Raw genomic sequence first — 24353 nt, 5'->3', positions numbered from 1 at the left:
TAACAGTTGGTGATTTTTACATGAACAGGTAAATTCACCACTTTCATCATCAGTAGAAAGTGAGGCAGCATTAGAATGAAAGCAACTGGAATCGTACGTCGAATTGATGATTTAGGTAGGGTAGTAATCCCGAAGGAAATTCGTAGAACTTTACGTATTCGAGAAGGGGACCCACTAGAAATATTTGTAGATCGCGATGGAGAAGTAATTTTAAAGAAATATTCTCCAATTAGCGAGCTAGGTGATTTTGCAAAAGAATATGCAGATGCTTTATATGATAGCTTAGGACATAATGTGCTTGTATGTGATCGAGATTCTATTATCGCAGTATCAGGTGTATCAAAAAAAGAATACTTAAATAAAAGCGTTGGCGATCTAATTGAAAAAACGATGGAAGAAAGAAAGTCTGTTATTATGACGGACGAAAGTGATATTTCCATTATTGATGGTGTAACAGAAAAGGTTCATTCTTATACAGTTGGGCCGATTGTTGCAAATGGAGACCCAATTGGGGCTGTCATTATTTTTTCAAAAGAAGCGATTATAAGCGAAATAGAGCACAAGGCGGTCAATACTGCTGCCAGTTTCTTAGCGAAACAAATGGAACAGTAAAGGTGTATGATTTTAGAAGTAGCAATCTTTCCTAATTATGATATTTCTTCTTGAGAAATCAATTATTTGGAGATATATGTATATTGAATGAAGGTAGCGCTTTGCTACCTTTTTTCATTGAATATTTCTAACGTTGCACGAACGTATTCTTACTTGTGTAGGTAAGGAAGCTTGTCCTTTTCTTTATGATATAATACGAGGGGTGAGAATAGAAAAAGGAGTTTTCTTGCATGGAATCGAAGAAGTATCAAGCCTTTTGGCGTGGGGCTATTATATTAACAATCGCAAGTTTTGTTACAAAGGTATTAAGCGCCTTTTACCGTATTCCATATCAAAATATAGCGGGTGACGTTGGTTTTTATATTTACCAACAAATTTATCCATTTTATGGATTTTGTTTAATTTTAGCTACTTATGGGTTCCCTATTATAATTTCAAAAATGGTTGCGGAACGATTAGAGCGAGGGAAAAAACAAGAAGCAGAGGAAATTATTTGTGTATCTTTTTGGTTTTTATTAGGGATTGGTTTCATAGGATTTTTTACATTGTTCTTTGGTGCCGAAGCAATTGCGATAGCTATGGGCGATATACACTTAGATAAGCTATTACGCGTTATTTCCTTTTCATTCATATTGATGCCGTTTTTATCTGTAGCAAGAGGATATTTCCAGGGATTCAATAATATGATGCCAACAGCTGTTTCGCAAGTGATAGAACAAACGATTCGTGTTTCTATTATTGTATTTTTATCTCTATTCCTAATTGCTCACGAATTTGATTTATATACAGTTGGTGCAGGTGCTATGCTCGGTTCAATCGCAGGTGGATTGATTGGGATTATCGTACTTATACTTTATATGCGTCATGACTTTCGTTCTATATTCTTCAAAAGTGTAAAGAGGATTAAAGGGAAAAAGAAGATTATAAAAATCCTGTTTTGGCAGGGGTTAGCGATTTGTGTTAGTAACTTAGTACTTATTTTTATACAAATGGCTGATTCTATTTCTTTCTATTCTCTACTTATTGGAGCGGGAGAGCCAGTTGAAAGTGCAAAGGTGTTAAAAGGTGTTTATGACAGAAGTATCCCGCTTATGCAATTGGGTACTGTCGTGACAACTTCCTTCTCGTTGTCGCTTATTCCAATTATTACAGCAGCGAAGGAAAGAGGGGATCTTACCTTTATTCGAGAAAAGGTAAGGTTAGCGATGAAAATAACATTTGTTATCGGATTTGCAGCAGCCATTGGATTAACTTGTATTATCCAACCTACGAATATTATGTTGTTTGAAAATAGTGATGGGTCAGATGTTTTATCTATTTTATCTTTATCTATTTTATTTAGTTCATTGTCGATTACAACTGCTTCTATTTTGCAAGGGTTAGGACAAACATTAAAACCAGCAATATTCGTTATATTTGGCGGTTGTTTAAAGTTAGCTTTAAATTATATATTAATGCCATATTTTAGTGTGAAGGGAGCTGCAATTGCGACGCTAGTTGCGTTAATTGTAATTTCTATACTAAATAGTGTATTACTTATGCGAGCTGTATCCGAATCGCTTATCGACAAACGGAATATGTTAGGTATAGTTATTAGTGGTATCGGTATGGGATTTGTACTAATAATGTTTATGCGTGTATTGCAAATGTCTGGATTAGTAATGGATACAAGTCATAGAGGTGTTGCAACACTTGAGGCGTTGTTAGGTGTAGCCATCGGCGGATTGGCATATATGTTTTTCATTTTAAAATTACGTGTATTTACAAAAACAGAAATAGGAACCGTTATGAAAAAAGAGAAAAAAGAAGGTTCATTGAAGAAGAGTGGATAGAGGTGACAGGTTGTGAGTGGAATCATTACTATTTTAGGATTAGGTGCTGGTGAATTAGATCAGTTAACGATGGGTGTATATAGAAAAATAAAAGAAGCAGATCACATGTTTGTTAGAACGAAGGAACATCCCGTTATAGAAGAGTTAGAGAAAGAAGGTATACGATATACTGCTTTTGACAATGTATATGAAGCACATGATACATTTGAAATTGTATATGAAACAATTGCGAATACATTGCTAAAACAAGCTGAAGGTGCAGAAATCATCTATGCTGTTCCAGGGCATCCACTTGTAGCGGAAAGAACGGTTCAGCTACTATTGGAAAAAAGTGAAGTAGCGAATATTGAAGTGCGAATTGAAGGTGGGCAAAGTTTCCTTGATCCTATGTTTGCAAGTCTTAAGATTGATCCGATTGAAGGATTCCAATTAATTGACGCTACATCATTTGAAAGAGGACAATTAGAATTACGTCAACACTTAATCTTTTGCCAGGTATATGACGCATTCGTTGCATCAGATGTGAAATTAACATTAATGGAGATGCTGCCAGATGATTATGAAGTGTATATCGTAACAGCTGCAGGGACTTCATTTGAGCAAGTGAAAAAGGTGCCGTTGTACATGTTAGATCATGAAACGGAGTTGAATAATTTAACGAGTGTGTACATACCACCAGTTCAGGAACGTGCATCCTTGTATCAACAGTTTGATGTGCTTAGAGAAATTATTGCAGATCTTCGTGGCCCGAATGGCTGTCCATGGGATAAAAAGCAAACACATCAATCTTTAAAGAAATATTTAATTGAGGAAGCTTATGAAGTATTAGAAGCAATTGATGAAGAGGATGATGATCACTTAGTAGAAGAACTGGGTGATGTATTATTACAAGTTATGCTTCATGCCCAAATCGGAGAGGACGAAGGTTGGTTCTCTATAGATGATATTATTCGAACTTTATCTGAGAAAATGGTTCGTCGTCATCCGCATGTATTTGGGAATACGGATGTAAATAATGCCGATGAAGTAATTGCCAATTGGGAAGAAATTAAAAAACAAGAAAAAGGGTTTGTAAAAGAATCTGTTTTAAATGGGGTTCCAAAAAGTTTGCCGCAGTTACTACGCGCTTATGAAATCCAGAAAAAAGCTGGTAAGGTTGGTTTCGATTGGGTTGATGTACAGCCGATGATAGAGAAAGCCTTAGAAGAATGGCAAGAGTTCCAACAAGAAGTTACAAACATGGATGAGGCGAAGATGTTAAGTGAATTTGGCGATTTACTATTTGCGTTTGTTAATATAGCTCGTCATTATAAAATAGATCCAGAAGAAGCGTTACGTTCAACAAATGAGAAATTCGTCAGTCGTTTTTTATACATGGAAGCAAAGGTAGCTGAAATGAAGAAAGAGATGCAAGATTTATCATTAGAGCAGTTAGATATTTTCTGGGAAGAGGCAAAACAAACAGAGCGTTAATAGGGGGATTTAATATGCGTCTAGATAAGTTTTTAAAAGTATCACGTTTAATTAAAAGAAGAACATTGGCGAAAGAAGTAGCTGATCAAGGAAGAATATCCATTAATGGTCAAGTGGCAAAAGCAAGTTCAGATGTAAAAGTAGCTGATGAATTAACAATTCGTTTTGGTCAAAAAATAGTAACTGTAAAAATAAATGAATTGAAAGAAACGACTAAAAAAGAAGATGCAGCAAATATGTATAGCTTAGTTCGTGAAGAAAAAGTAAAGGCCGAAGAAGGCTTGTTCTAAAATTGATTATCCCTTCATACATTACTATTAGCTAGTATAAATGTATGGGGGGATTTACGTGAATAATGGTTACTCACCTATGTCTTCTAATCAACAAAATGTTTCTGTAGAGCATGATATTATTATGCGTGGCAGACGTGTAATTGATATTACCGGTGTAAAGCAGGTAGAGAGTTTTGATAGCGAAGAGTTTTTACTTGAGACCGTAATGGGCTTTTTAACAATTCGCGGTCAAAATTTGCAAATGAAAAATTTAGATGTAGAAAAAGGTGTTGTATCGATTAAAGGGAAAGTTCATGAGATGCTGTATATTGATGAGAATCAAGGGGAGAAAACTAAAGGCTTCTTTAGTAAGTTGTTTAAATGAGTCTAACAATTCAGTTGTATACGATGCTCTCAATGATCGGAATGGGTGCTTGGATTGGAGCGTCTTTAGATACATACCAACGATTTTTAAAACGTCAAGAACGTAAGCGTTGGATTGTATTTATACATGATATACTATTTTGGATTGTCCAAGCATTATTCGTTTTTTACGTATTACTTCTTGTAAATGAAGCTGAACTACGTATATATGTATTTTTAGCATTATTATGTGGTTTTGCGGCATATCAAAGCATGTTGAAAGCAATATACATGAGACTGTTAAATTTTCTCATCTATATTTTTGTGCAAACAACACACTTTTTTGTTCAAATTATACAGCTACTCATGATAAAACCTGTTATTATTATAGCGCAGCTATTTATTGCATTTATATTATTCTTATTTCGTATACTGCTTTCAATTGGACATGTGTTATGGAAAATGGTGATTTGGATATTACTTTTCATATGGAAAGTTTTTTTCTGGCCTGTTCGATTTATTGCTTCGCTCATATGGAAACTTCTCCCTAATCGTGTTAAACTTTTTATAATGAAGCATGTAGGGTTCCTGCAATATATAGCAAAATTGAAGGGACATATCTTCCAATTATGGGAGCGTATAAAAAAGAAGTTAGGGGGACCTCGGAAATGAGGGAACTGAGACAAAGAACAATCGAAAAACAGAGTCCAAATCCTGTTAAAGAGCATATAATACAAACGGATGAGAACAGGAAGCGACTTTATCGCCGTTTAGCGGTTTTTCTTGTCTTTGCTTTTACAATTATTGCGAGTATTAGTGTAACGTTTTATCAACAAAACAGTTCCATTAAAGCAAAAGAAGCAAAAGTTAAGGACATGAAAAAAGAACTGGATTCATTAACGAACAAAGAAAAGAGTCTAAAAGACGAAGTTCAAAAGTTAAATGATGAAGAGTACGTATTAAAGATTGCTAGAAGGGATTATTTCTTCTCTGGAAAAGGGGAGATAATTTTTCCTGTTTCTAAGTAGAGTATGTCTTATTGACACTATATTTTAGGATTATATATAATAAAGTAAAATTTGACTTTTTAACCACTAAGGAGGAGCATTTTTTTTATGTCAATCGAGGTAGGCAGCAAGTTACAGGGTAAAGTAACAGGTATTACAAATTTTGGGGCTTTTGTGGAGCTGCCAGAAGGCTTAACGGGTCTTGTTCATATTAGTGAAGTTGCTGATAATTATGTGAAAGATATTAACGATCACTTAAAAGTGGGCGACCAAGTAGAAGTAAAAGTTATTAACGTTGAAAAAGATGGTAAGATTGGTCTATCTATTAAAAAAGCGAAAGAGCGTGAAAAAACAGAAGGAGATCGTCCACGTGGTGAATACCAACGCGGTGGTGATCAACAACGTTCTGGACGTCCACAACGTAATCGTTCTTTCAACAGAGATAACCGTGGTGGCGGTAACGACCGTGCTCCAAAAGAAACATTCGAGCAAAAGATGGCACGTTTCTTAAAGGATAGCGAAGATCGTTTAACTTCTTTAAAGCGTAACACTGAATCTAAACGTGGTGGCCGTGGCGCACGTCGCGGATAATAAGAACGTTTAATTCTTAGAATATAGAGAGGTGCCCAGGGCGATTGCTCAGGGTGCTTTTTTATATGTGAAAATATATTTTTAAAAAAGTTTTCAAGATGTGTTGACTTTAAATTATATCTGAGGTAAGATACTAATTGTCCGTTAAATAAGACGACATGGCGGTGTAGCTCAGCTGGCTAGAGCGTACGGTTCATACCCGTGAGGTCGGGGGTTCGATCCCCTCCGCCGCTATATTTAATTTAACGGCCCGTTGGTCAAGTGGTTAAGACACCGCCCTTTCACGGCGGTAACACGGGTTCGAATCCCGTACGGGTCATCTAAAAAGATCATGCAAATGCGCATGATCTTTTTTTGTTAAATAAATTAAGACATACAACACTTCTACAAAATCACCCTATATTTTCTGAATGTTCGATTAAAATATTAAAAATAAAATACATACTGTGTATATATGTAGAGTTATTTCGAATAAAAAGTCGAACGATTATAAAAGTGAAAACTGTTGTTTTGACAAAAATCCCAATAATCATCTTTTATAATGACAGTAATTAAACTATGCAGGTGGTGTTAAAAATATGCCTAAAGCAGGAAGGAATACTATGAATACAAGTGCATTGGCAATGAATGAAGGTCAGCTTGGAGGAGTAAAGTGGACGAGTAAGTTGCGAATGAAGTTTGAGCAAGTTTTCTTTAGATGGGGATTCATTATTGTTGTTATTGGTTTTCTTTTGGGACGAGCATATATATTAACAAACATTTTACCGTTTGCACTACCGTTTTTTGCTGCTGTTTATGTTATGAAGCGGGATAAAATGCCGCTCGCATTCTTGGCCCTAATGGGGGGCGCACTTTCAGTTTCGATAGATAATTTATTCTTTACCTTTGCATCTATTTTTACTTTCTTCATTTATAATATCTTCTTTAGTCGGTTTACACGTAAAACTGTTGGACTTGTACCATTCCAAGTATTTATCTCCGCATTAACTGCACATTTAGTTGTCGTATATTTTGCACAACAAACTGTTACCATGTACGATTTACTCGTTAGTACGATTGAGGCAGGGCTTAGCTTCGTATTAACTATGATATTTTTACAAAGTGTCCCGCTTTTAGTAGAAAGAAAAGGGAAACAACAAGCGTTAGAGACAGAAGAAATTGTTTGTTTAATTATATTACTAGCATCTGTTTTAACTGGTACAACAGATTGGTTCATATATGACGCTTCTATTCAACATATTTTTACTAGGTATTTAGTGCTTGTGTTTGCGTTTATCGCAGGAGCGGCTACAGGATCTACAGTAGGGGTCGTCACTGGGTTAATATTAAGCTTAGCAAATGTCTCTAGTTTGTCCCAACTTAGTCTGCTTGCCTTTTCTGGATTGCTTGGTGGTTTGTTAAAAGAAGGGAAACGCTTAGGTGTTAGTTTAGGTTTATTAATTGGGACAAGCTTGATTACGCTATATGTAGACAAGCAAACAAACATTGTGACAACTTTAATTGAATCTGGTGTGGCGATTGCTTTCTTTTTATTAACACCGAAACTTGTTATGGATCGTATTGCTAAATTTATGCCAGGCACACAGGAGCATTCGCAAGATCAACAACAGTATTTAAGAAGAATGCGTGATGTTACAGCGAATAAAATCAATCAATTTGCCAATGTATTTGCTGCTTTATCTAATAGCTTTTCTGTATATGGATATGTGGAGGAGGAAGATAAAGAGACGGAGGCAGATTTGTTCTTAAGTACAATTACTGCAAAAACATGTCAAACATGCTTTAAAAAGGACCAATGCTGGGTAGTTAATTTCGATAAAACGTATGATTATATGAAACAAATAATGAGTGAAACGGAAGAAGGAACTCTGCAGCATAATCGGAAGTTAGTTCGTGAATGGGACAAGCATTGCGTAAGAGGCAAGAAAGTGACGGATTTAGTAGCGGGTGAATTAGATCACTTCTATGAGGGACAAAAATTACGAAAACAAATGAAAGAAAATCGTAGAATAGTAGCGGAGCAATTGTTAGGTGTATCAAAAGTTATGGAGGATTTTGCTAAGGAGATACAAAGAGAAAGAGAAAATCATCAAGTACAGGAAGAACAGATTCTGCAAGCGTTTCGTGATTTTGGTGTAGAAATAGAGCATGTTGATATTTATTGTTTAGATAGAGGAAGTATTGATATTGAAATGTTGATTCCAGTTGCATCTAATGAACATGGAGAGTGTGAAAAATTAGTTGCACCAATGCTTTCTGATATCCTGAAGGAAAACATAGTTGTGAAACATGAAGAAAAATCTTCTTATCCGAATGGGCACAGTTTAATATCATTTGGTTCAGCAAAAACGTATTCCCTTGATACCGGCTTGGCCACAGCCGCGAAAGGCGGTGGGTTTGTTTCGGGTGATTCTTATGCGATGATGGATTTAAGTGTTGGGAAATATGCCCTTGCAATTAGTGATGGTATGGGAAATGGGCAAAGAGCTCATATGGAGAGTAAAGAAACGGTGAAATTATTACAAAAAATACTTCAATCAGGCATTGATGAAGAAATAGCGATTAAGTCTATTAACTCTATTCTTTCTTTAAGAACAACAGAAGAGATGTTTACGACGTTAGATTTAGCTATGGTAGATTTACGGGATGCGAGTGCGAAGTTTTTAAAGATTGGATCGACGCCGAGTTTTGTTAAACGCGCAAATAATATTTTGAAAATTGAAGCAAGTAATTTGCCAATGGGAATTATCGAGGATGTTGAAGTTGATGTAGTGGGTGAGCAATTAAAAACAGGTGATATTCTTATTATGATGAGTGATGGGATTTTTGAGGGCGCGCAGCATGTGGAGAATCACGAGTTATGGATGAAGCGGAAAATTAAAGAGTTACAAACTGAAGATCCGCAAGAAATTGCTGATATCATTATGGAAGAGGTGATTCGATCTGGCGATGGTTATATAAATGATGATATGACTATTGTAGTAGCGAAAGTGAAGAAAAATATGCCGAAGTGGGCTACCATTCCAATTGTAGGAATGCAAGCGCAATAAAGTGAAACTTGAAGTGTAATGTTTCTTTCTAAAAACCTAGGTGAATACCTAGGTTTTTTTGCTTTAAAAGATAATGTTATTATTTTTGTGAATATATACGGATGATGTAAGATAAAAATGTAATTTTTGTATATCTTTTTTTTGCACAATGTTTGTAAAAGTTGTACCATTATAAACAAGGTAACTAACGTTGCTGTTCTTGTTTAATGAAAGGTGATTACGAAGTTGAAAGATACATTTGTTGAAAAGGTAGATGACTTTGTAAAGCAGCATGATGTATTAAAGGAACGCTCAACAATTGTTGTAGGGGTTTCTGGTGGTCCTGACTCTTTGGCTCTTCTATATTATTTGTTAGAAAAAAGAGCGGCAAAACAGTTTGAAATTGTAGTGGCGCATGTGGATCACATGTTTAGAGGTGATGAATCTCATGAGGACCTACAGTTTGTGCAGGACCTTTGTAAAGGACTGGGAGTTATTTGCGAAACGATAAGAATTAATGTGTCGCAATATCAACAGCAATACGGGATGAATGCACAGGTTGCTGCTAGAGAATGCAGATATGCATTTTTGGAAAGAATAATGAAGAAATATGATGCGAGATATGTAGCCCTTGGACATCATGGTGATGACCAAGTAGAGACGATTTTAATGCGTCTTGTACGAGGGAGTACTCCGAAAGGATATGCAGGAATTGCAGTGAAGCGTCCTTTTCATAATGGATATTTAATTAGGCCGTTACTTGGAGTAACAAAGGAAGAAATTGTTGATTACTGTAATAAGCTGAAAATAATTCCTCGTATAGATCCAAGTAATAAAAAGGAAGTATATACAAGGAATCGATTACGTAAATACGTTCTTCCTCATTTGAAAGAAGAAAACCCACAAGTGCATGAGAAATTCCAAAAATTTAGCATGCAGATGCAAGAGGATGAGGCGTATTTGCAGGAATTAGCTTTTGAGAAAATGAATAAAGTAATTACAAAAAAAAGTGATAAACAAATTAGCTTATCAATTCCTGCCTTTGAATCCATGTCTATGCCTTTACAAAGAAGAGGGATTCAACTAATATTAAACTATCTTTATGAATATAAGATTCCATCTTCTCTTTCCTCTATACATATTGACAAAGTGATTGAGTTTTTTAAGCGGACACAGCCTTCGGGTTCACTTGATTTCCCAGGTGATTTGAAAATTGTTCGCGCATACGAGGAGTGTAGCTTTGGATTTAAACAAGAAATTGTTTCTCCTTTCTTACAAGATTTATCAGTGCCCGGGACAATTACGCTATCGAACGGGGATAAACTTGTAACAGAGGTGAGCGAAGATATACCAAGTGACATGAATGAAACAGTATTTGTTGCTAAGTATAATGATATATCATATCCACTTCGTATTCGGTCTAGAAAAAATGGAGATCGCATGTCAATACAAGGTATGAATGGCACCAAAAAGATAAAAGCTATTTTTATCGAAGCAAAAGTACCGAGAGAAAAAAGAGAAGAATGGCCGGTCGTTTGTGATGCAAGTGGGAATGTTATTTGGTTACCCTTGTTGAAGCGATCTGCATTTGCTATCTCGAAAGAGGCAGCAAAGAAGGATAAATATATGATTATTCACTACAAAAGCAAGGAGTCTTCCGGGAGGATAATGAAATGATGAATCAAGATATCGAAAAAGTATTAATTTCTGAAGAGCAAATACAAGAAAAGGTGCTCGAATTAGGCGCAATTATTGCAGAGGACTATAAAAACACAGTACCTCTTGCGATTGGTGTACTAAAGGGTGCAATGCCATTTATGGCAGATTTATTAAAGAGAACAGATACATATCTTGAAATGGATTTTATGGCTGTATCTAGTTACGGTCACTCAACTGTTTCAACAGGCGAAGTGAAAATTTTAAAAGACCTTGATACTTCTGTAGAAGGTCGCGATATTTTAATCGTTGAAGATATTATTGATAGCGGTCTTACACTAAGTTACTTAGTAGACCTATTTAAATATCGTAAAGCGAAGTCTGTAAAAATCGTTACGTTATTAGATAAACCAACAGGCCGTAAGGTAGATTTGAAAGCGGATTATGTTGGGTTTACTGTACCGCATGAATTTGTTGTAGGATATGGATTAGATTATAAAGAGCAATACCGTAATCTTCCTTATGTAGGAGTATTAAAACCAAGCGTTTACTCAAATTAATTAAATACAGGCGTCACAATTGTATAGGAAAGTTTTTCTATGTTACGATTTACTATAGTGTTTATGCCGTGAGAGGAGGTTAGGAATGAATCGTATCTTCCGTAATACCATCTTTTATTTACTGATATTCCTAGTAGTAATTGGAATCGTGAGCTATTTTAATGGTTCGACACAAAAAACGACATCAGTTAGCTACGATAAATTCATTACTAAACTAGAAAAAGGTGAAGTGCGTAATGTGCAGCTTCAACCGAAAAATGGTGTGTTTGAAGTAAAAGGACAATTTAATAACTCTAGCCAGGGAGAACAATTTGTTACTTATGCACCAAATACTGAGGAATTACAAAAGAAAATTAATGATAAAGCGCAAGGTGCTGAAGTTAAGTATCAACCAGCAGAAGAAACAAGTGCTTGGGTAACCTTCTTTACTTCTATCATCCCGTTTGTCATTATCTTCATTTTATTCTTCTTCTTATTAAACCAAGCTCAGGGCGGCGGTAGCCGTGTTATGAACTTCGGGAAAAGTAAGGCGAAGTTATATAATGACGAAAAGAAAAAAGTTCGTTTCAGAGATGTTGCTGGAGCAGATGAAGAGAAACAAGAGCTTGTTGAGGTAGTTGAATTCTTGAAAGATCCTCGTAAGTTTGCTGAAGTTGGTGCCCGTATTCCGAAGGGTGTTCTATTAGTGGGACCTCCAGGTACAGGTAAAACTTTACTAGCACGTGCCGTTGCGGGTGAGGCAGGCGTTCCGTTCTTCTCTATCAGTGGTTCTGATTTCGTAGAGATGTTCGTCGGTGTCGGTGCATCACGTGTACGTGATTTATTCGAAAACGCAAAGAAAAATGCTCCTTGCATCATTTTCATTGATGAAATTGATGCGGTAGGACGTCAACGTGGCGCTGGTCTTGGTGGTGGCCATGATGAGCGTGAACAAACGTTAAACCAATTGCTTGTTGAAATGGATGGATTCGGTGCCAACGAAGGTATTATTATCATCGCTGCGACAAACCGTCCTGATATTCTTGACCCAGCATTATTACGTCCAGGTCGTTTTGACCGTCAAATTACAGTAGATCGTCCAGATGTAAATGGCCGTGAAGCTGTACTGAAAGTGCATGCTCGTAATAAACCGCTTGATGAGAATATCAACTTAAGAGCAATTGCAACTCGTACACCAGGATTCTCTGGTGCCGATCTTGAAAACTTATTAAACGAAGCTGCTTTAGTAGCTGCGCGTCAAGATAAGAAGAAAATTGATATGAGTGACATTGATGAAGCGACGGATCGTGTTATTGCAGGTCCGGCTAAGAAAAGTCGTGTTATCTCTGAAAAAGAACGTAATATCGTTGCTTTCCATGAAGCGGGCCACACTGTAATTGGTGTTGTCCTTGATGAAGCTGATGTCGTTCATAAAGTAACAATTGTCCCTCGTGGTCAAGCTGGTGGATATGCAGTAATGCTTCCAAAAGAAGATCGTTACTTCATGACAAAACCAGAGTTACTTGATAAAATCACTGGTTTACTTGGTGGTCGAGTAGCTGAAGAGATTGTATTTGGTGAAGTAAGTACAGGTGCTCATAATGACTTCCAACGTGCGACTGGTATTGCAAGACGTATGGTAACGGAATTTGGTATGAGTGATAAGCTTGGACCAATGCAATTTGGTAGCTCACAAGGTGGTCAAGTGTTCTTAGGAAGAGACTTCCATTCAGAACAAAACTATAGTGATGCGATTGCACACGAAATCGATATGGAAATGCAAACGATTATGAAAGAATGTTATGCTCGTGCAAAACAAATTCTTACTGACAATCGTGATAAACTAGATCTTATTGCGAAAACGTTACTTGAAGTAGAAACGTTAGATGCGGAGCAAATCAATCATTTATGTGACTATGGCAGATTGCCAGAACGTTCAACATCTTCAGCTGATGTGAAAGTAAACATCAACATGAAGAAGGACGATGAAGAATCAGAAGATAAGTAAGAAGAGATGAAGGAGTGACGATAGTCACTCCTTTTTTATTTGTAGAAGGGAACTAAGTAGAAAAAGAATTTAAATAAATCTGGTACTAAAAATTGAAATAGGGAGTAATCTTTTTGTAAAATGATGAGGATAGAAAAGCTGATTATATAAGTATGTGTGATATGATGTTTTTATAAGTTTTATACATACTGCACAAATATAGATTAAATAAGATAAGTGGTGAGAATATGATTTTTGTATTGGATGTAGGGAACACAAATGCTGTACTGGGCGTGTTTGAAGAGGGGGAACTTCGTCAACATTGGCGCATGGAAACGGATCGTCATAAGACAGAAGATGAATATGGAATGCTTGTAAAACAGTTGCTTGAGCATGAGGGTCTTTCGTTTGAAGATGTGAAAGGTATTATCGTGTCTTCAGTCGTACCACCAATTATGTTTGCTTTAGAGCGCATGTGTGAAAAGTATTTTAAAATTAAGCCGCTTGTAGTAGGTCCTGGAATAAAAACGGGGCTAAATATTAAATATGAAAATCCACGAGAAGTAGGTGCGGATCGAATCGTAAATGCAGTAGCAGGAATCCACTTATATGGAAGTCCGCTTATTATTGTCGATTTTGGTACGGCTACTACATATTGTTATATTAACGAAGAAAAGCATTATATGGGTGGAGTTATTACACCAGGAATTATGATTTCAGCAGAGGCTTTATATAGTAGAGCGGCAAAACTTCCTCGTATTGAAATTACAAAACCAAGCAGTGTAGTTGGGAAGAATACGGTAAGTGCGATGCAATCCGGTATTCTTTATGGTTATGTTGGACAAGTGGAAGGTATTGTTAAGCGCATGAAAGAGGAAGCTAAACAAGAACCAAAAGTTATTGCAACAGGTGGATTAGCGAAATTAATTTCAGAAGAATCGAATGTAATTGATGTTGTAGATCCATTCTTAACATTAAAAGGTTTGTATATGTTATACGAGCGTAATGCAAATTTACAGCATGAGAAAGGTGAATAAATAAGTATGAAAGATTATTTAGTAAAAGCGTTAGCATTTGATGGGGAAGTGCGTGCGTATAGTGTACGTACTACAAACACGGTAAGCGAGGCGCAAAGACGTCATGATACATGGAGAACAGCTTCAGCGGCACTTGGTCGTTCTTTAACTGCAGGTACAATGATGGGGGCAATGTTAAAAGGTGACCAAAAGCTAACAATTAAGGTAGAAGGAAATGGTCCGATTGGTCCTATCTTAGTAGATGCTCATGCAAATGGAGATGTACGTGGTTATGTAACGAATCCACATGTTGACTTTGAAGGAACAGAACAAGGGAAATTACGTGTATATCAAGCGGTAGGTACTGAAGGATTTGTAACGGTAATTAAAGATATTGGTATGCGTGAGCCGTTTATTGGTCAATCTCCAATTGTTTCAGGAGAATTAGGAGAAGACTTCACGTATTATTTTGCAGTTTCTGAGCAGACGCCTTCTTCTGTAGGTGTTGGTGTCCTTGTAAATGGAGACGATAGCATATTAGCGGCAGGTGGATTTATCCTTCAAATTATGCCGGGTGCACAGGAAGAGACAATTTCATTCATTGAAGAGCGTTTGCAGAAGATTCCTCCTGTATCAACATTGATCGAACAAGGGCTTTCTCCAGAAGAGTTACTGTATGCAGTCCTTGGAGAAGATAAGGTAAAAGTATTAGAAACGATGGATGTTCAATTTAATTGCACATGCTCACGCGAACGTATCGAGAGTGTGTTAATTAGTTTAGGTAAAACGGAGTTAGAGCAAGTTCGTGAAGAAGAAGAAGAAACAGAAGTTCATTGTCACTTCTGTAATGAGCGATACAAGTTCTCTAAAGAAGATATTACAAATTTAATTGAGAATTTGTAATAAGGGAATTTACCCTCTAAATACATTGACAAACAGGGAATTTTCTGACAAAATCTAAATATAGACAAAACCAATAAAAATACTCGGTGTTAGGAGTGACAGGAATGCGAGTGGCACAATCAGTTTCAGAATTAATCGGGAAAACGCCGATCGTTAAGTTGAACCGCATCGTAGAATCAGACAGCGCAGATATATACTTAAAATTAGAATTTATGAATCCGGGGAGCAGCGTTAAAGATCGTATCGCATTAGCTATGATTGAAGATGCTGAGAAAAAAGGATTATTAAAAGAAGGCGATACAATCATTGAGCCGACAAGTGGTAACACAGGAATTGGTTTAGCGATGGTAGCAGCTGCTAAAGGATATAAGGCAATTTTAGTAATGCCAGAAACAATGAGCGTTGAGCGTCGCAATTTATTACGTGCTTATGGCGCTGAATTAGTATTGACTCCAGGGCCTGAAGGAATGGGCGGAGCAATTCGTCAAGCGACTGAATTAGCAAAAGAACATGGCTACTTTATACCGCAACAGTTCAAAAATCAATCAAATCCAGAAATTCATCGTTTAACAACAGGTCCAGAAATTGTTGAGCAAATGGGCGACCAATTAGATGCATTTATTGCAGGTATTGGTACAGGTGGAACGATTACTGGTGCTGGTGAAGTGCTGAAGGAAGCATATAAAGATATTAAAATTTATGCAGTAGAACCTGCGGATTCACCAGTGTTATCTGGTGGAAAACCGGGTCCACATAAAATCCAAGGAATTGGGGCTGGATTTGTTCCAGAAACATTGGATGTAGAAGTATATGATGAAATCATTCAAGTGAAAACAGAGCAAGCGTTCGAATACGCAAGAAGAGTGGCTAAAGAGGAAGGTATTTTAGTTGGTATCTCTTCAGGAGCAGTTATTTATGCAGCGACAGAAGTTGCGAAAAAGTTAGGTAAAGGGAAAAAGGTACTTGTTATTATCCCAAGTAATGGTGAACGTTATTTAAGTACACCACTTTATCAATTTGAGTCTTAATTACATGTGATTGAAAAAGCATCCTTAAAAAAGGATGCTTTTTCTTTTTGGATTGGAAATAGGAAAAGAGTGAATGACTAGAAAACTTCATGTAAAATAAGAGGTAGTATCATTAATTTATTTTCACTAGCCTTCGAATATAACCCTTCTATATACATAACGAATGTAGCTTGAAGTGGTTAATATAAGAGGGTGGGATAAAAGAAGACGGGGTGTTGATATGCAACGAAGAAAATCTTTAGCGCTTTCTATTCCATATCAGTTAGATTTCTTTAAGCAATATAAATTTCTTTCTAAGGATAAACCGCAACATATTTTGTTAGAGAGTGGACGTGGCGGTCGTTATAACATCGTGGGATTAAACCCAGTAGCGGTAATCCGAGGGAAGGGTGAAACGTTACATATAAGTGAAAGTGGTAAGGAAACAATAAAGCAAGGAAACCCATTAGATTTAATGCAGGAATATATGGAGCGATGGAAAACGGATTATAATCCGGAATACCCGCCTTTTCAAGGTGGTGCAATTGGTTACTTTAGTTATGATTGCATCCGTTATATTGAAAAACTTCCTTCTCTTGCGGAAGATGATATTAATATACCTGATATATTCTTTTTATTATTTGATGATGTGTTTGTGTATGATCAAAAAGAAAAAGTATTATGGATTATTACACATTATGTAGATAAGCACGAAGAGGCAAAAGAGCGATTAAATGAATGGAAGATTCTTTGGGCAACAGAAGCGCCGGAAGTGACTATACCGTTTGCGTGCCCTGAAAAGAAAAATGAAGCAGTTGCTTTTACTGAAGAAAGCTTTATGAAGGCGGTTGAATGTATTCAAGAATATATTGGGGCTGGTGATGTGTTCCAAGTAAACTTGTCGACAAGACAAGAAAGAACGTTACAAACACACCCACTAGAAATATATACAAGTCTTCGTGAAATTAATCCATCTCCATATATGGGTTACTTGGAGCTCGGGGATTTTCAAATTGTAAGTGGATCGCCAGAGTTGCTAATTAAGAAACAGGGAACTGAAGTAAGTACAAGACCAATTGCTGGAACGAGATCTAGAGGGGCAAATGAGCAAGAGGATGAAGAATTGGCAAGGGAATTAATTGAGAATGAAAAAGAAAGAGCAGAGCACGTCATGCTTGTAGATTTAGAGCGAAATGATTTAGGACGTGTTTGTAAATATGGCACTGTAGAAGTAGACGAGTTTATGGTAATTGAGAAATACTCACATGTTATGCATATTGTTTCTAATGTGCGTGGTGAGGTGGAAGAAGATAAAGATGCTTTCGATTTAGTGAAGGCTGTATTCCCTGGAGGAACAATTACGGGTGCTCCGAAAATACGTACGATGGAAATTATTGAAGAATTAGAACCTGTTCGCCGAGGGATTTATACAGGTTCAATCGGTTGGATCGGTTATTCTGGAGATACAGAATTGAATATTGTAATTAGGACACTTCTTGCTAAAGACGGAAAAGCGCATGTACAAGCTGGGGCGGGAATTGTAATTGATTCAAATCCGGAAAATGAATATAAAGAGTCGTTAAAAAAGGCGATTGCTTTATGGCGTGCAAAAGAACGTAGTGAAGAAACGGTTAGGTGAGAGAAATGATATTAATGATTGATAATTATGATTCTTTTACATTTAATTTAGTGCAGTTTCTTGGAGAACTTGGACAAGATCTTGTTGTTAAACGTAACGATGAAGTGACTATTTCAGATATTGAGAATATGAAACCAGACTTTTTAATGATTTCGCCAGGTCCATGTAGTCCGAATGAGGCAGGAATTAGTATGGAGGTTATTCGATACTTTGCTGGAAAGATTCCGATTTTTGGGGTTTGTCTTGGGCATCAATCTATTGCGCAAGTGTTTGGTGGAGAGGTTGTTCGTGCAGAGCGATTAATGCATGGGAAAACATCGCTTATGCATCATGATGAGAAGACGATTTTTTCGGATATCCCTAATCCGTTTACCGCGACACGCTATCATTCCCTTATTGTTAAGAAAGAGACGTTACCTGATTGTTTAGAGGTAACGTCTTGGACAGAAGAAGGGGAAATTATGGCGCTCCGCCATACAACATTACCGATTGAAGGTGTGCAGTTCCACCCGGAATCTATTATGACTTCTCACGGGAAAGAGTTGTTGCAAAATTTCATTCGTAAATATAGTCCAAGTGTGACATCATGTTAATTTACGTAAATGGTCAGTATGTAGAATCGAGTGAAGCGAGAATTTCTCCTTATGATCATGGTTATTTATATGGTCTTGGAGTTTTTGAGACTTTTCGTATTTATAATGGTCATCCTTTCTTATTGGATGATCATTATGACCGTTTAATAGATGCGCTGGATACATTGCAAATAAAATGGACAATGACGAAAGATGAAGTAATGCTTATTTTGAAGAATTTAATCGTTAAGAATAAATTAGAGCATGCGTATGTCCGTTTTAATGTATCGGCGGGTATAGATGAAATTGGATTGCAAACAGAAATGTATGAAGAGCCGTCTATTATTGTTTTTATAAAACCTTTAGCGGCCCCGGGAGATGTAGTGGAAAAAGAAGGGGTTATCTTAAATCAAGTGAGAAATACCCCAGAGGGTGCATCTCGCTTGAAGTCTCACCATTATTTAAATAACATTTTAGGGAAACGTGAAATTGGAAATGGTGTGAATAAGGAAGGGATTTTCCTGACTGAAGTAGGTTATGTTGCAGAGGGTATTGTTTCGAATCTCTTTTTTGTGAAAGGTGATATTTTATATACACCTTCGCTTGAAACAGGGATTTTAAATGGTATCACTCGTGCGTTTATTATAAAGGTTGCTGAAGAGATTGGTATAGAAGTAAAAGAAGGTTTCTTTACAAAAGATGAATTACTTTCAGCCGATGAAGTCTTCGTAACAAACTCGATTCAAGAAATTGTTCCGCTTAATCGTATAGAGGGACGAGATTTCCCGGGTAAAGTAGGTATGGTTACAAAAAGATTTATGAACCTTTATGAAATGCAGAGAGAGAAATTGTGGAGCAGAAATGAATTACAAAGAGGAGATGTGTAGTTTGAAGTGGGATTATGATTTGCGCTGCGGCGAATATACATTGAACTTAAATGAAAAAACGTTAATTATGGGGATTTTAAATGTAACACCAGATTCGTTTTCTGATGGTGGGAGTTACAACGAGGTAGATGCTGCAGTGCGCCATGCGAAAGAAATGCGAGATGAAGGTGCTCATATTATTGATATTGGTGGCGAATCTACTCGTCCAGGCTTTGCTAAAGTGTCAGTGGAAGAAGAAATAAAACGAGTTGTTCCAATGATTCAGGCTGTTTCAAAAGAGGTGAATTTGCCTATTTCTATCGACACATATAAAGCGGAAGTTGCAAAACAAGCAATCGAAGCTGGTGCTCATATTATTAATGATGTTTGGGGAGCGAAGGCGGAACCGAAAATCGCTGAAGTTGCGGCTCATTACGATGTACCTATTATCTTAATGCATAATCGCGATAACATGAATTATCGTAATTTAATGGCTGATATGGTTGCTGATTTATATGACAGTATTAAAATTGCTAAAGATGCTGGTGTACGAGATGAGAATATCATTTTAGACCCGGGCATCGGTTTTGCTAAAACACCTGAACAAAATTTAGAAGCGATGCGTAATTTAGAACAGTTAAACGTACTAGGTTATCCAGTTCTCTTAGGTACTTCAAGAAAGTCCTTTATTGGGCATGTGCTAGATTTGCCGGTAGAAGAACGTCTTGAGGGGACGGGAGCTACCGTTTGTCTTGGTATTGAAAAGGGTTGTGAGATTGTTCGTGTTCATGATGTGAAGGAAATGGCACGTATGGCTAAGATGATGGATGCGATGATTGGTAAGGGGGTAAAGTAATTGGATAAAATTTATATTCATGATATGGAGTTTTACGGTTATCATGGTGTATTCCCAGAGGAAAATAAATTGGGCCAGAGATTTAAAGTGGACTTAACGGTGGAATTGGATTTGAAACAAGCAGGAGAAAGTGATGACTTAGAGCATTCTGTTAATTATGGAGAGCTTTTCGAATTATGTAGGAAGGTTGTAGAAGATAGAACATATAAGCTTGTAGAGAGTATTGCTGAAAATATTGCTACAGATATATTGAAACAATATGAGAGTATTTCAAGATGTACGATAAAGGTAATTAAACCAGATCCGCCGATACCAGGACATTATCGTGCTGTAGCGGTAGAAATTACGAGAGAACGTCCATGAATAATATAGCTTACATTGCATTAGGTTCAAATATTGGAGAACGTTATACGTATTTAACTGAAGCGATTCAGTTTCTGAATAAAAATCCTTATATCAAAGTTGAGGATGTTTCGTCTGTATATGAGACGGAACCGGTTGGCTATACTGACCAAAGTTGCTTTTTAAATTTAGTTATAAAAATTTCTACCAATTTATCACCGCAAGAATTATTGAAAGTAACGCAAAAAGTAGAAAATGATCTAGGAAGAAAAAGGGAAATTAGGTGGGGACCTAGGACTATCGACCTTGACATTTTACTATATAATCAAGAAAATATTGAAGCAGAGAATCTTATTGTTCCGCATCCGCGGATGTTCGAAAGAGCTTTTGTTATCGTTCCGTTGTTAGAGATTAATCAAGATATAAAACAAAACATTTCACGTTCACAAGTAGAAGAAATGAAAAGGCGAGAGGGAGTAACGGTATGGAAGCAGAAAAATGGGGAAGACGCATTCGTGCTTTTCGAAAACTAAAAGGTTATACGCAAGAAGGTTTTGCAAAAGAATTAGGGGTATCTGTATCTGTTTTAGGTGAAGTTGAGCGAGGAAATCGATCGCCTTCCCAAGACTTTGTAGTGGAAGTTGCTAAAGCATTAAAGGTCTCGATAGATGAGCTAATGCCAAAGTGACCATGAAGGAAGGAGTAAATCGAGTGTTAAAAATCGCAAATATTGAGATGAAAAATCCGGTTGTATTAGCACCGATGGCGGGAGTGTGTAACTCTGCATTCCGTTTGACAGTAAAAGAATTCGGTGCAGGCCTAGTTTGTGCTGAAATGGTAAGTGATAAGGCGATACTACTGAACAATAAAAGAACATTAGATATGTTATATATTGATGAGAGAGAAAAGCCATTAAGTTTACAAATTTTTGGTGGCGAGAAAGAAACTCTTGTAGATGCTGCGAAATACGTAGATCAATATACGACAGCAGACATCATTGATATTAATATGGGGTGCCCAGTACCAAAAATCGTTAAGTGTGATGCAGGAGCAAAGTGGCTTTTAGACCCAAATAAAATATATGAAATGGTAGCAGCAGTTGTAGATGCTGTAAAAAAACCAGTTACAGTAAAAATGCGTATTGGTTGGGATGAGGATCATATTTTCGCAATCGAGAATGCGAAAGCTGTTGAGCGTGCTGGTGGACAAGCGGTAGCAGTTCATGGGCGCACACGAGTACAAATGTATGAAGGAAAAGCGGATTGGGATATTATTAAACAAGTAAAGCAAGCTGTAAATATCCCGGTTATCGGAAATGGTGATGTCGCAACGCCGCAAGATGCAAAGCGTATGCTTGATGAAATTGGTGTAGATGGTGTTATGATTGGCCGCGCTGCCCTTGGAGATCCATGGATGATTTATCGTACGGTAAAGTATTTAGAGACTGGTGAATTAATGCCGGAACCGACAGTACGTGAGAAAATTGACGTATGTATGTTGCATCTAGATCGTCTGATCGATTTAAAGAATGAAAATGTCGCTGTAAGAGAGATGAGAAAGCACGCAGCTTGGTATTTAAAAGGCATTCGTGGTAATGCAACTGTACGTAATGGTATCAATGCTTGTAATACGCGTGAAGACCTTGCAAATGTATTAGGTACATTTGTAGAAGAAGTAGAAGCGAAACAACAAACAATTCACGTTGGTTAATAATAGGAAGGGAAGATTGACATTCTTCTATACACTTCCTATAATTACGTGAAAGAAAGAAGAACTGCCAGTTAGTTGCTGGCAGTTTTTCTAGTTGAGTAGAAAATGCTATACTGTATATATTGTAAAAATTAATAGAGCTGGAGTGATATCAATACCATGGATAACATGAACCACGAAGAATTAAACGACCAATTGCTTGTTCGTCGTGAAAAGCTACATAACTTACGTGAGCAAGGGATCGATCCGTTCGGTAAACGTTTTGAACGTACAAATGCAACAAATGAATTATTAAGCCTATATGGAGAGTTCTCTAAAGAAGAATTAGAGGAGAAAGAAATCTCTGTTTCTATCGCTGGTCGTATTATGACAAAACGCGGTAAAGGAAAAGCTGGATTTGCACATATTCAAGATTTACATGGACAAGTTCAAATTTACGTTCGTAAAGATGCTGTTGGAGATGAAGAGTACGAATTATTTAAAACAGCAGATTTAGGTGACTTAGTAGGTATTGAAGGTAAAGTTTTCAAAACGAACGTTGGAGAACTTTCGGTGAAAGCAACGGGCTTTACGCTATTAACGAAATCTCTTCGTCCATTACCGGATAAATATCATGGATTAAAAGATGTTGAACAACGCTACCGTCAACGTTACTTAGACTTAATTACAAGTATGGAAAGCCGTGAAACATTTGTTACTCGCAGTAAAATCATTCGTGAAATGAGAAGATACTTAGATGACAATGGTTATCTTGAAGTGGAAACACCTATGATGCACGCAATTGCAGGTGGAGCTTCTGCGCGTCCTTTTATCACGCACCATAATGCGTTAGATATGGAGTTATATATGCGTATCGCAATTGAACTTCATTTAAAACGCCTTATTGTGGGTGGATTAGAAAAAGTTTATGAAATCGGCCGTGTATTCCGTAACGAGGGTGTATCAACTCGTCATAATCCCGAGTTTACGATGATTGAATTATATGAAGCGTATGCTGATTATAAAGATATTATGAAACTAACAGAAAATATGGTTGCTCATATCGCGAAGCAAGTACTAGGTACAACAACAATCCAGTATGGTGATTATGAAATTAATCTAGAACCAGAATGGACACGTCTTCATATGGTAGATGCAATTAAAGAACATTCTGGAGCAGATTTCTGGAATCCGATGAGTGTAGAAGAAGCGCGTGAACTTGCAAAAGAACATAATGTAGAAATTAAGGATACAATGGAAGTTGGTCATATTATTAATGAATTCTTCGAGCAAAAAGTAGAAGATAAATTAATCCAACCAACATTTATTTACGGTCATCCGGTAGAAATTTCGCCACTTGCGAAAAAGAATGACGAAGATCCACGATTCACAGATCGTTTCGAATTATTTATCGTTGCACGTGAACATGCAAATGCATTCACTGAATTAAATGATCCAATCGATCAGAAAGAACGTTTTGAAGCGCAATTAAAAGAACGCGAACAAGGTAATGATGAAGCTCACATGATGGATGATGATTATATCGAAGCTCTTGAGTATGGTATGCCTCCTACAGGTGGACTAGGAATTGGTATTGATCGTCTTGTTATGTTATTAACGAATGCACCATCTATTCGTGACGTACTATTATTCCCTGCTATGCGTCATAAACAAGACTAAGCTTTGGAGATTTCTCCAAAGCTTTTTTTATCGCGATTGGTGAGGCTTGATTAAAGTTTCACTTTATTTGAGTATGAGTGTGGAGATTAGATGTTGATGTTGGAAGAAATTATATTTATATAGAAGAAAAGTGCTGTTTTTATACTTTTTTACTAAGTTAAAAATTTTATTAGAAAAACTATTGCATTTTAATAATCAAACTGGTATATTTATATTCGTTGCCACGAAAGGTAACAAGCAAAACAAACGAAAAACAACTTTTTGAAAAAAGTTGTTGACGAAAATATAACAAAATGTTATATTAATAAAGTCGCTTCTGAGCGACGAAGTAGTTCTTTGAAAACTGAACGAAACAAACAACGTGAAACGTCAATTTTTAGTTTATGATGCTAGACAAACTAACTTTATTGGAGAGTTTGATC

At 36.7% G+C, this 24353-nt stretch carries 24 protein-coding genes, 2 tRNA genes and 1 rRNA gene (1 of these 27 cut by a window edge); all 27 read left to right on the top strand.

Annotation, left to right across the window (positions count from 1 at the left end; all coding sequences use genetic code 11):
* Nucleotides 1–75 precede the first annotated feature (75 nt).
* Nucleotides 76–612 (top strand): stage V sporulation protein T, encoded by a 537-nt coding sequence (gene spoVT / locus QCI47_RS27975; RefSeq protein WP_000648302.1) that lies wholly within the window; start codon nt 76–78, stop codon nt 610–612.
* 230 nt (nt 613–842) lie between these two features.
* A complete protein-coding gene (locus QCI47_RS27970) occupies nt 843–2444 on the top strand; it encodes a putative polysaccharide biosynthesis protein (protein WP_000444157.1) in 1602 nt (533 codons plus the stop codon).
* Between the two features lie 12 nt (nt 2445–2456).
* Nucleotides 2457–3917, top strand: a complete 1461-nt coding sequence (yabN, locus tag QCI47_RS27965) for a bifunctional methyltransferase/pyrophosphohydrolase YabN (RefSeq protein WP_000014266.1) — start codon at nt 2457–2459, stop codon at nt 3915–3917.
* A gap of 14 nt (nt 3918–3931) precedes the next feature.
* Nucleotides 3932–4207, top strand: a complete 276-nt coding sequence (locus tag QCI47_RS27960) for an RNA-binding S4 domain-containing protein (protein WP_001234876.1) — start codon at nt 3932–3934, stop codon at nt 4205–4207.
* Between the two features lie 58 nt (nt 4208–4265).
* The gene (gene yabP / locus QCI47_RS27955; protein ID WP_001059101.1) at nt 4266–4574 is read left to right on the top strand and encodes a sporulation protein YabP; all 309 of its coding nucleotides are present in this window, start codon (nt 4266–4268) and stop codon (nt 4572–4574) included.
* On the top strand, nt 4571–5224 hold the full coding sequence (gene yabQ / locus QCI47_RS27950; RefSeq protein WP_000059762.1) for a spore cortex biosynthesis protein YabQ: 654 nt from the start codon (nt 4571–4573) through the stop codon (nt 5222–5224). The genes yabP and yabQ overlap by 4 nt, the downstream gene beginning before the upstream one ends.
* Nucleotides 5221–5580 carry a cell division protein DivIC gene (divIC, locus tag QCI47_RS27945; protein ID WP_001208736.1) on the top strand — a complete coding sequence of 120 codons (360 nt, stop codon included), beginning with the start codon at nt 5221–5223 and terminating at the stop codon, nt 5578–5580. Before yabQ ends, divIC begins: the two co-directional genes overlap by 4 nt.
* An 87-nt stretch (nt 5581–5667) precedes the next feature.
* Nucleotides 5668–6150 carry a S1 domain-containing RNA-binding protein gene (locus QCI47_RS27940; protein WP_000021452.1) on the top strand — a complete coding sequence of 161 codons (483 nt, stop codon included), beginning with the start codon at nt 5668–5670 and terminating at the stop codon, nt 6148–6150.
* Between the two features lie 160 nt (nt 6151–6310).
* Nucleotides 6311–6384 (top strand) — tRNA-Met (locus tag QCI47_RS27935).
* 13 nt (nt 6385–6397) lie between these two features.
* Nucleotides 6398–6469: transfer RNA gene (locus tag QCI47_RS27930), tRNA-Glu, on the top strand.
* A 259-nt stretch (nt 6470–6728) separates the two neighbouring features.
* A complete protein-coding gene (gene spoIIE, locus QCI47_RS27925) occupies nt 6729–9200 on the top strand; it encodes a stage II sporulation protein E (RefSeq protein ID WP_001123528.1) in 2472 nt (823 codons plus the stop codon).
* Nucleotides 9201–9425: 225 nt separating this feature from the next.
* Entirely contained in the window at nt 9426–10856 is a 1431-nt protein-coding gene (gene tilS, locus QCI47_RS27920; RefSeq protein ID WP_046199543.1) for a tRNA lysidine(34) synthetase TilS, read from the top strand.
* Entirely contained in the window at nt 10853–11395 is a 543-nt protein-coding gene (gene hpt / locus QCI47_RS27915) for a hypoxanthine phosphoribosyltransferase (RefSeq protein ID WP_000981838.1), read from the top strand. Before tilS ends, hpt begins: the two co-directional genes overlap by 4 nt.
* A gap of 85 nt (nt 11396–11480) precedes the next feature.
* Nucleotides 11481–13382: an ATP-dependent zinc metalloprotease FtsH gene (gene ftsH, locus QCI47_RS27910; protein ID WP_001079660.1), complete on the top strand. Its 1902-nt coding sequence runs from the start codon at nt 11481–11483 to the stop codon at nt 13380–13382.
* A gap of 227 nt (nt 13383–13609) precedes the next feature.
* The gene (locus QCI47_RS27905) at nt 13610–14398 is read left to right on the top strand and encodes a type III pantothenate kinase (protein ID WP_000578367.1); all 789 of its coding nucleotides are present in this window, start codon (nt 13610–13612) and stop codon (nt 14396–14398) included.
* Between the two features lie 6 nt (nt 14399–14404).
* Nucleotides 14405–15280 carry a redox-regulated molecular chaperone HslO gene (hslO, locus tag QCI47_RS27900; protein ID WP_000656366.1) on the top strand — a complete coding sequence of 292 codons (876 nt, stop codon included), beginning with the start codon at nt 14405–14407 and terminating at the stop codon, nt 15278–15280.
* Nucleotides 15281–15384: 104 nt separating this feature from the next.
* Nucleotides 15385–16308 carry a cysteine synthase A gene (gene cysK, locus QCI47_RS27895; protein ID WP_001261709.1) on the top strand — a complete coding sequence of 308 codons (924 nt, stop codon included), beginning with the start codon at nt 15385–15387 and terminating at the stop codon, nt 16306–16308.
* Nucleotides 16309–16528: 220 nt separating this feature from the next.
* A complete protein-coding gene (gene pabB, locus QCI47_RS27890) occupies nt 16529–17926 on the top strand; it encodes an aminodeoxychorismate synthase component I (protein ID WP_001189691.1) in 1398 nt (465 codons plus the stop codon).
* Nucleotides 17927–17931: 5 nt separating this feature from the next.
* Entirely contained in the window at nt 17932–18519 is a 588-nt protein-coding gene (gene pabA, locus QCI47_RS27885) for an aminodeoxychorismate/anthranilate synthase component II (RefSeq protein ID WP_000602276.1), read from the top strand.
* Nucleotides 18513–19385: an aminodeoxychorismate lyase gene (gene pabC / locus QCI47_RS27880; RefSeq protein WP_076874470.1), complete on the top strand. Its 873-nt coding sequence runs from the start codon at nt 18513–18515 to the stop codon at nt 19383–19385. Before pabA ends, pabC begins: the two co-directional genes overlap by 7 nt.
* Nucleotides 19360–20220, top strand: coding sequence for a dihydropteroate synthase (gene folP / locus QCI47_RS27875; RefSeq protein WP_076874471.1), 861 nt, complete (start codon nt 19360–19362; stop codon nt 20218–20220). The genes pabC and folP overlap by 26 nt, the downstream gene beginning before the upstream one ends.
* Nucleotides 20221–20583: a dihydroneopterin aldolase gene (gene folB, locus QCI47_RS27870; RefSeq protein ID WP_000358059.1), complete on the top strand. Its 363-nt coding sequence runs from the start codon at nt 20221–20223 to the stop codon at nt 20581–20583.
* Nucleotides 20580–21095, top strand: a complete 516-nt coding sequence (gene folK, locus QCI47_RS27865) for a 2-amino-4-hydroxy-6-hydroxymethyldihydropteridine diphosphokinase (protein WP_001059445.1) — start codon at nt 20580–20582, stop codon at nt 21093–21095. The genes folB and folK overlap by 4 nt, the downstream gene beginning before the upstream one ends.
* On the top strand, nt 21047–21250 hold the full coding sequence (locus tag QCI47_RS27860; RefSeq protein ID WP_000387027.1) for a helix-turn-helix domain-containing protein: 204 nt from the start codon (nt 21047–21049) through the stop codon (nt 21248–21250). Before folK ends, QCI47_RS27860 begins: the two co-directional genes overlap by 49 nt.
* Nucleotides 21251–21273: 23 nt before the next feature.
* Nucleotides 21274–22272 carry a tRNA dihydrouridine synthase DusB gene (gene dusB / locus QCI47_RS27855; protein ID WP_000912268.1) on the top strand — a complete coding sequence of 333 codons (999 nt, stop codon included), beginning with the start codon at nt 21274–21276 and terminating at the stop codon, nt 22270–22272.
* A gap of 159 nt (nt 22273–22431) precedes the next feature.
* Nucleotides 22432–23931 (top strand): lysine--tRNA ligase, encoded by a 1500-nt coding sequence (lysS, locus tag QCI47_RS27850; protein WP_000369678.1) that lies wholly within the window; start codon nt 22432–22434, stop codon nt 23929–23931.
* 404 nt (nt 23932–24335) lie between these two features.
* Nucleotides 24336–24353 (top strand): 16S ribosomal RNA (locus QCI47_RS27845); it runs 1533 nt beyond the window's last position.

The organism is Bacillus cereus group sp. RP29 (assembly GCF_040459765.1).
Classification (GTDB): Bacteria; Bacillota; Bacilli; order Bacillales; family Bacillaceae_G; genus Bacillus_A; species Bacillus_A paranthracis.
This window is presented reverse-complemented; position numbering and strand designations above follow the sequence as displayed.

Coding starts and splice junctions, on each gene's coding strand:
- spoVT (WP_000648302.1), top strand. CDS start 76: ATGAAAGCAACTGGAATCGTACGTCGAATTGATGATTTAGGTAGGGTA.
- QCI47_RS27970 (WP_000444157.1), top strand. CDS start 843: ATGGAATCGAAGAAGTATCAAGCCTTTTGGCGTGGGGCTATTATATTA.
- QCI47_RS27960 (WP_001234876.1), top strand. CDS start 3,932: ATGCGTCTAGATAAGTTTTTAAAAGTATCACGTTTAATTAAAAGAAGA.
- yabQ (WP_000059762.1), top strand. CDS start 4,571: ATGAGTCTAACAATTCAGTTGTATACGATGCTCTCAATGATCGGAATG.
- divIC (WP_001208736.1), top strand. CDS start 5,221: ATGAGGGAACTGAGACAAAGAACAATCGAAAAACAGAGTCCAAATCCT.
- QCI47_RS27940 (WP_000021452.1), top strand. CDS start 5,668: ATGTCAATCGAGGTAGGCAGCAAGTTACAGGGTAAAGTAACAGGTATT.
- spoIIE (WP_001123528.1), top strand. CDS start 6,729: ATGCCTAAAGCAGGAAGGAATACTATGAATACAAGTGCATTGGCAATG.
- hpt (WP_000981838.1), top strand. CDS start 10,853: ATGATGAATCAAGATATCGAAAAAGTATTAATTTCTGAAGAGCAAATA.
- ftsH (WP_001079660.1), top strand. CDS start 11,481: ATGAATCGTATCTTCCGTAATACCATCTTTTATTTACTGATATTCCTA.
- QCI47_RS27905 (WP_000578367.1), top strand. CDS start 13,610: ATGATTTTTGTATTGGATGTAGGGAACACAAATGCTGTACTGGGCGTG.
- hslO (WP_000656366.1), top strand. CDS start 14,405: ATGAAAGATTATTTAGTAAAAGCGTTAGCATTTGATGGGGAAGTGCGT.
- cysK (WP_001261709.1), top strand. CDS start 15,385: ATGCGAGTGGCACAATCAGTTTCAGAATTAATCGGGAAAACGCCGATC.
- pabB (WP_001189691.1), top strand. CDS start 16,529: ATGCAACGAAGAAAATCTTTAGCGCTTTCTATTCCATATCAGTTAGAT.
- pabA (WP_000602276.1), top strand. CDS start 17,932: ATGATATTAATGATTGATAATTATGATTCTTTTACATTTAATTTAGTG.
- pabC (WP_076874470.1), top strand. CDS start 18,513: ATGTTAATTTACGTAAATGGTCAGTATGTAGAATCGAGTGAAGCGAGA.
- folP (WP_076874471.1), top strand. CDS start 19,360: ATGAATTACAAAGAGGAGATGTGTAGTTTGAAGTGGGATTATGATTTG.
- folK (WP_001059445.1), top strand. CDS start 20,580: ATGAATAATATAGCTTACATTGCATTAGGTTCAAATATTGGAGAACGT.
- QCI47_RS27860 (WP_000387027.1), top strand. CDS start 21,047: ATGGAAGCAGAAAAATGGGGAAGACGCATTCGTGCTTTTCGAAAACTA.
- lysS (WP_000369678.1), top strand. CDS start 22,432: ATGGATAACATGAACCACGAAGAATTAAACGACCAATTGCTTGTTCGT.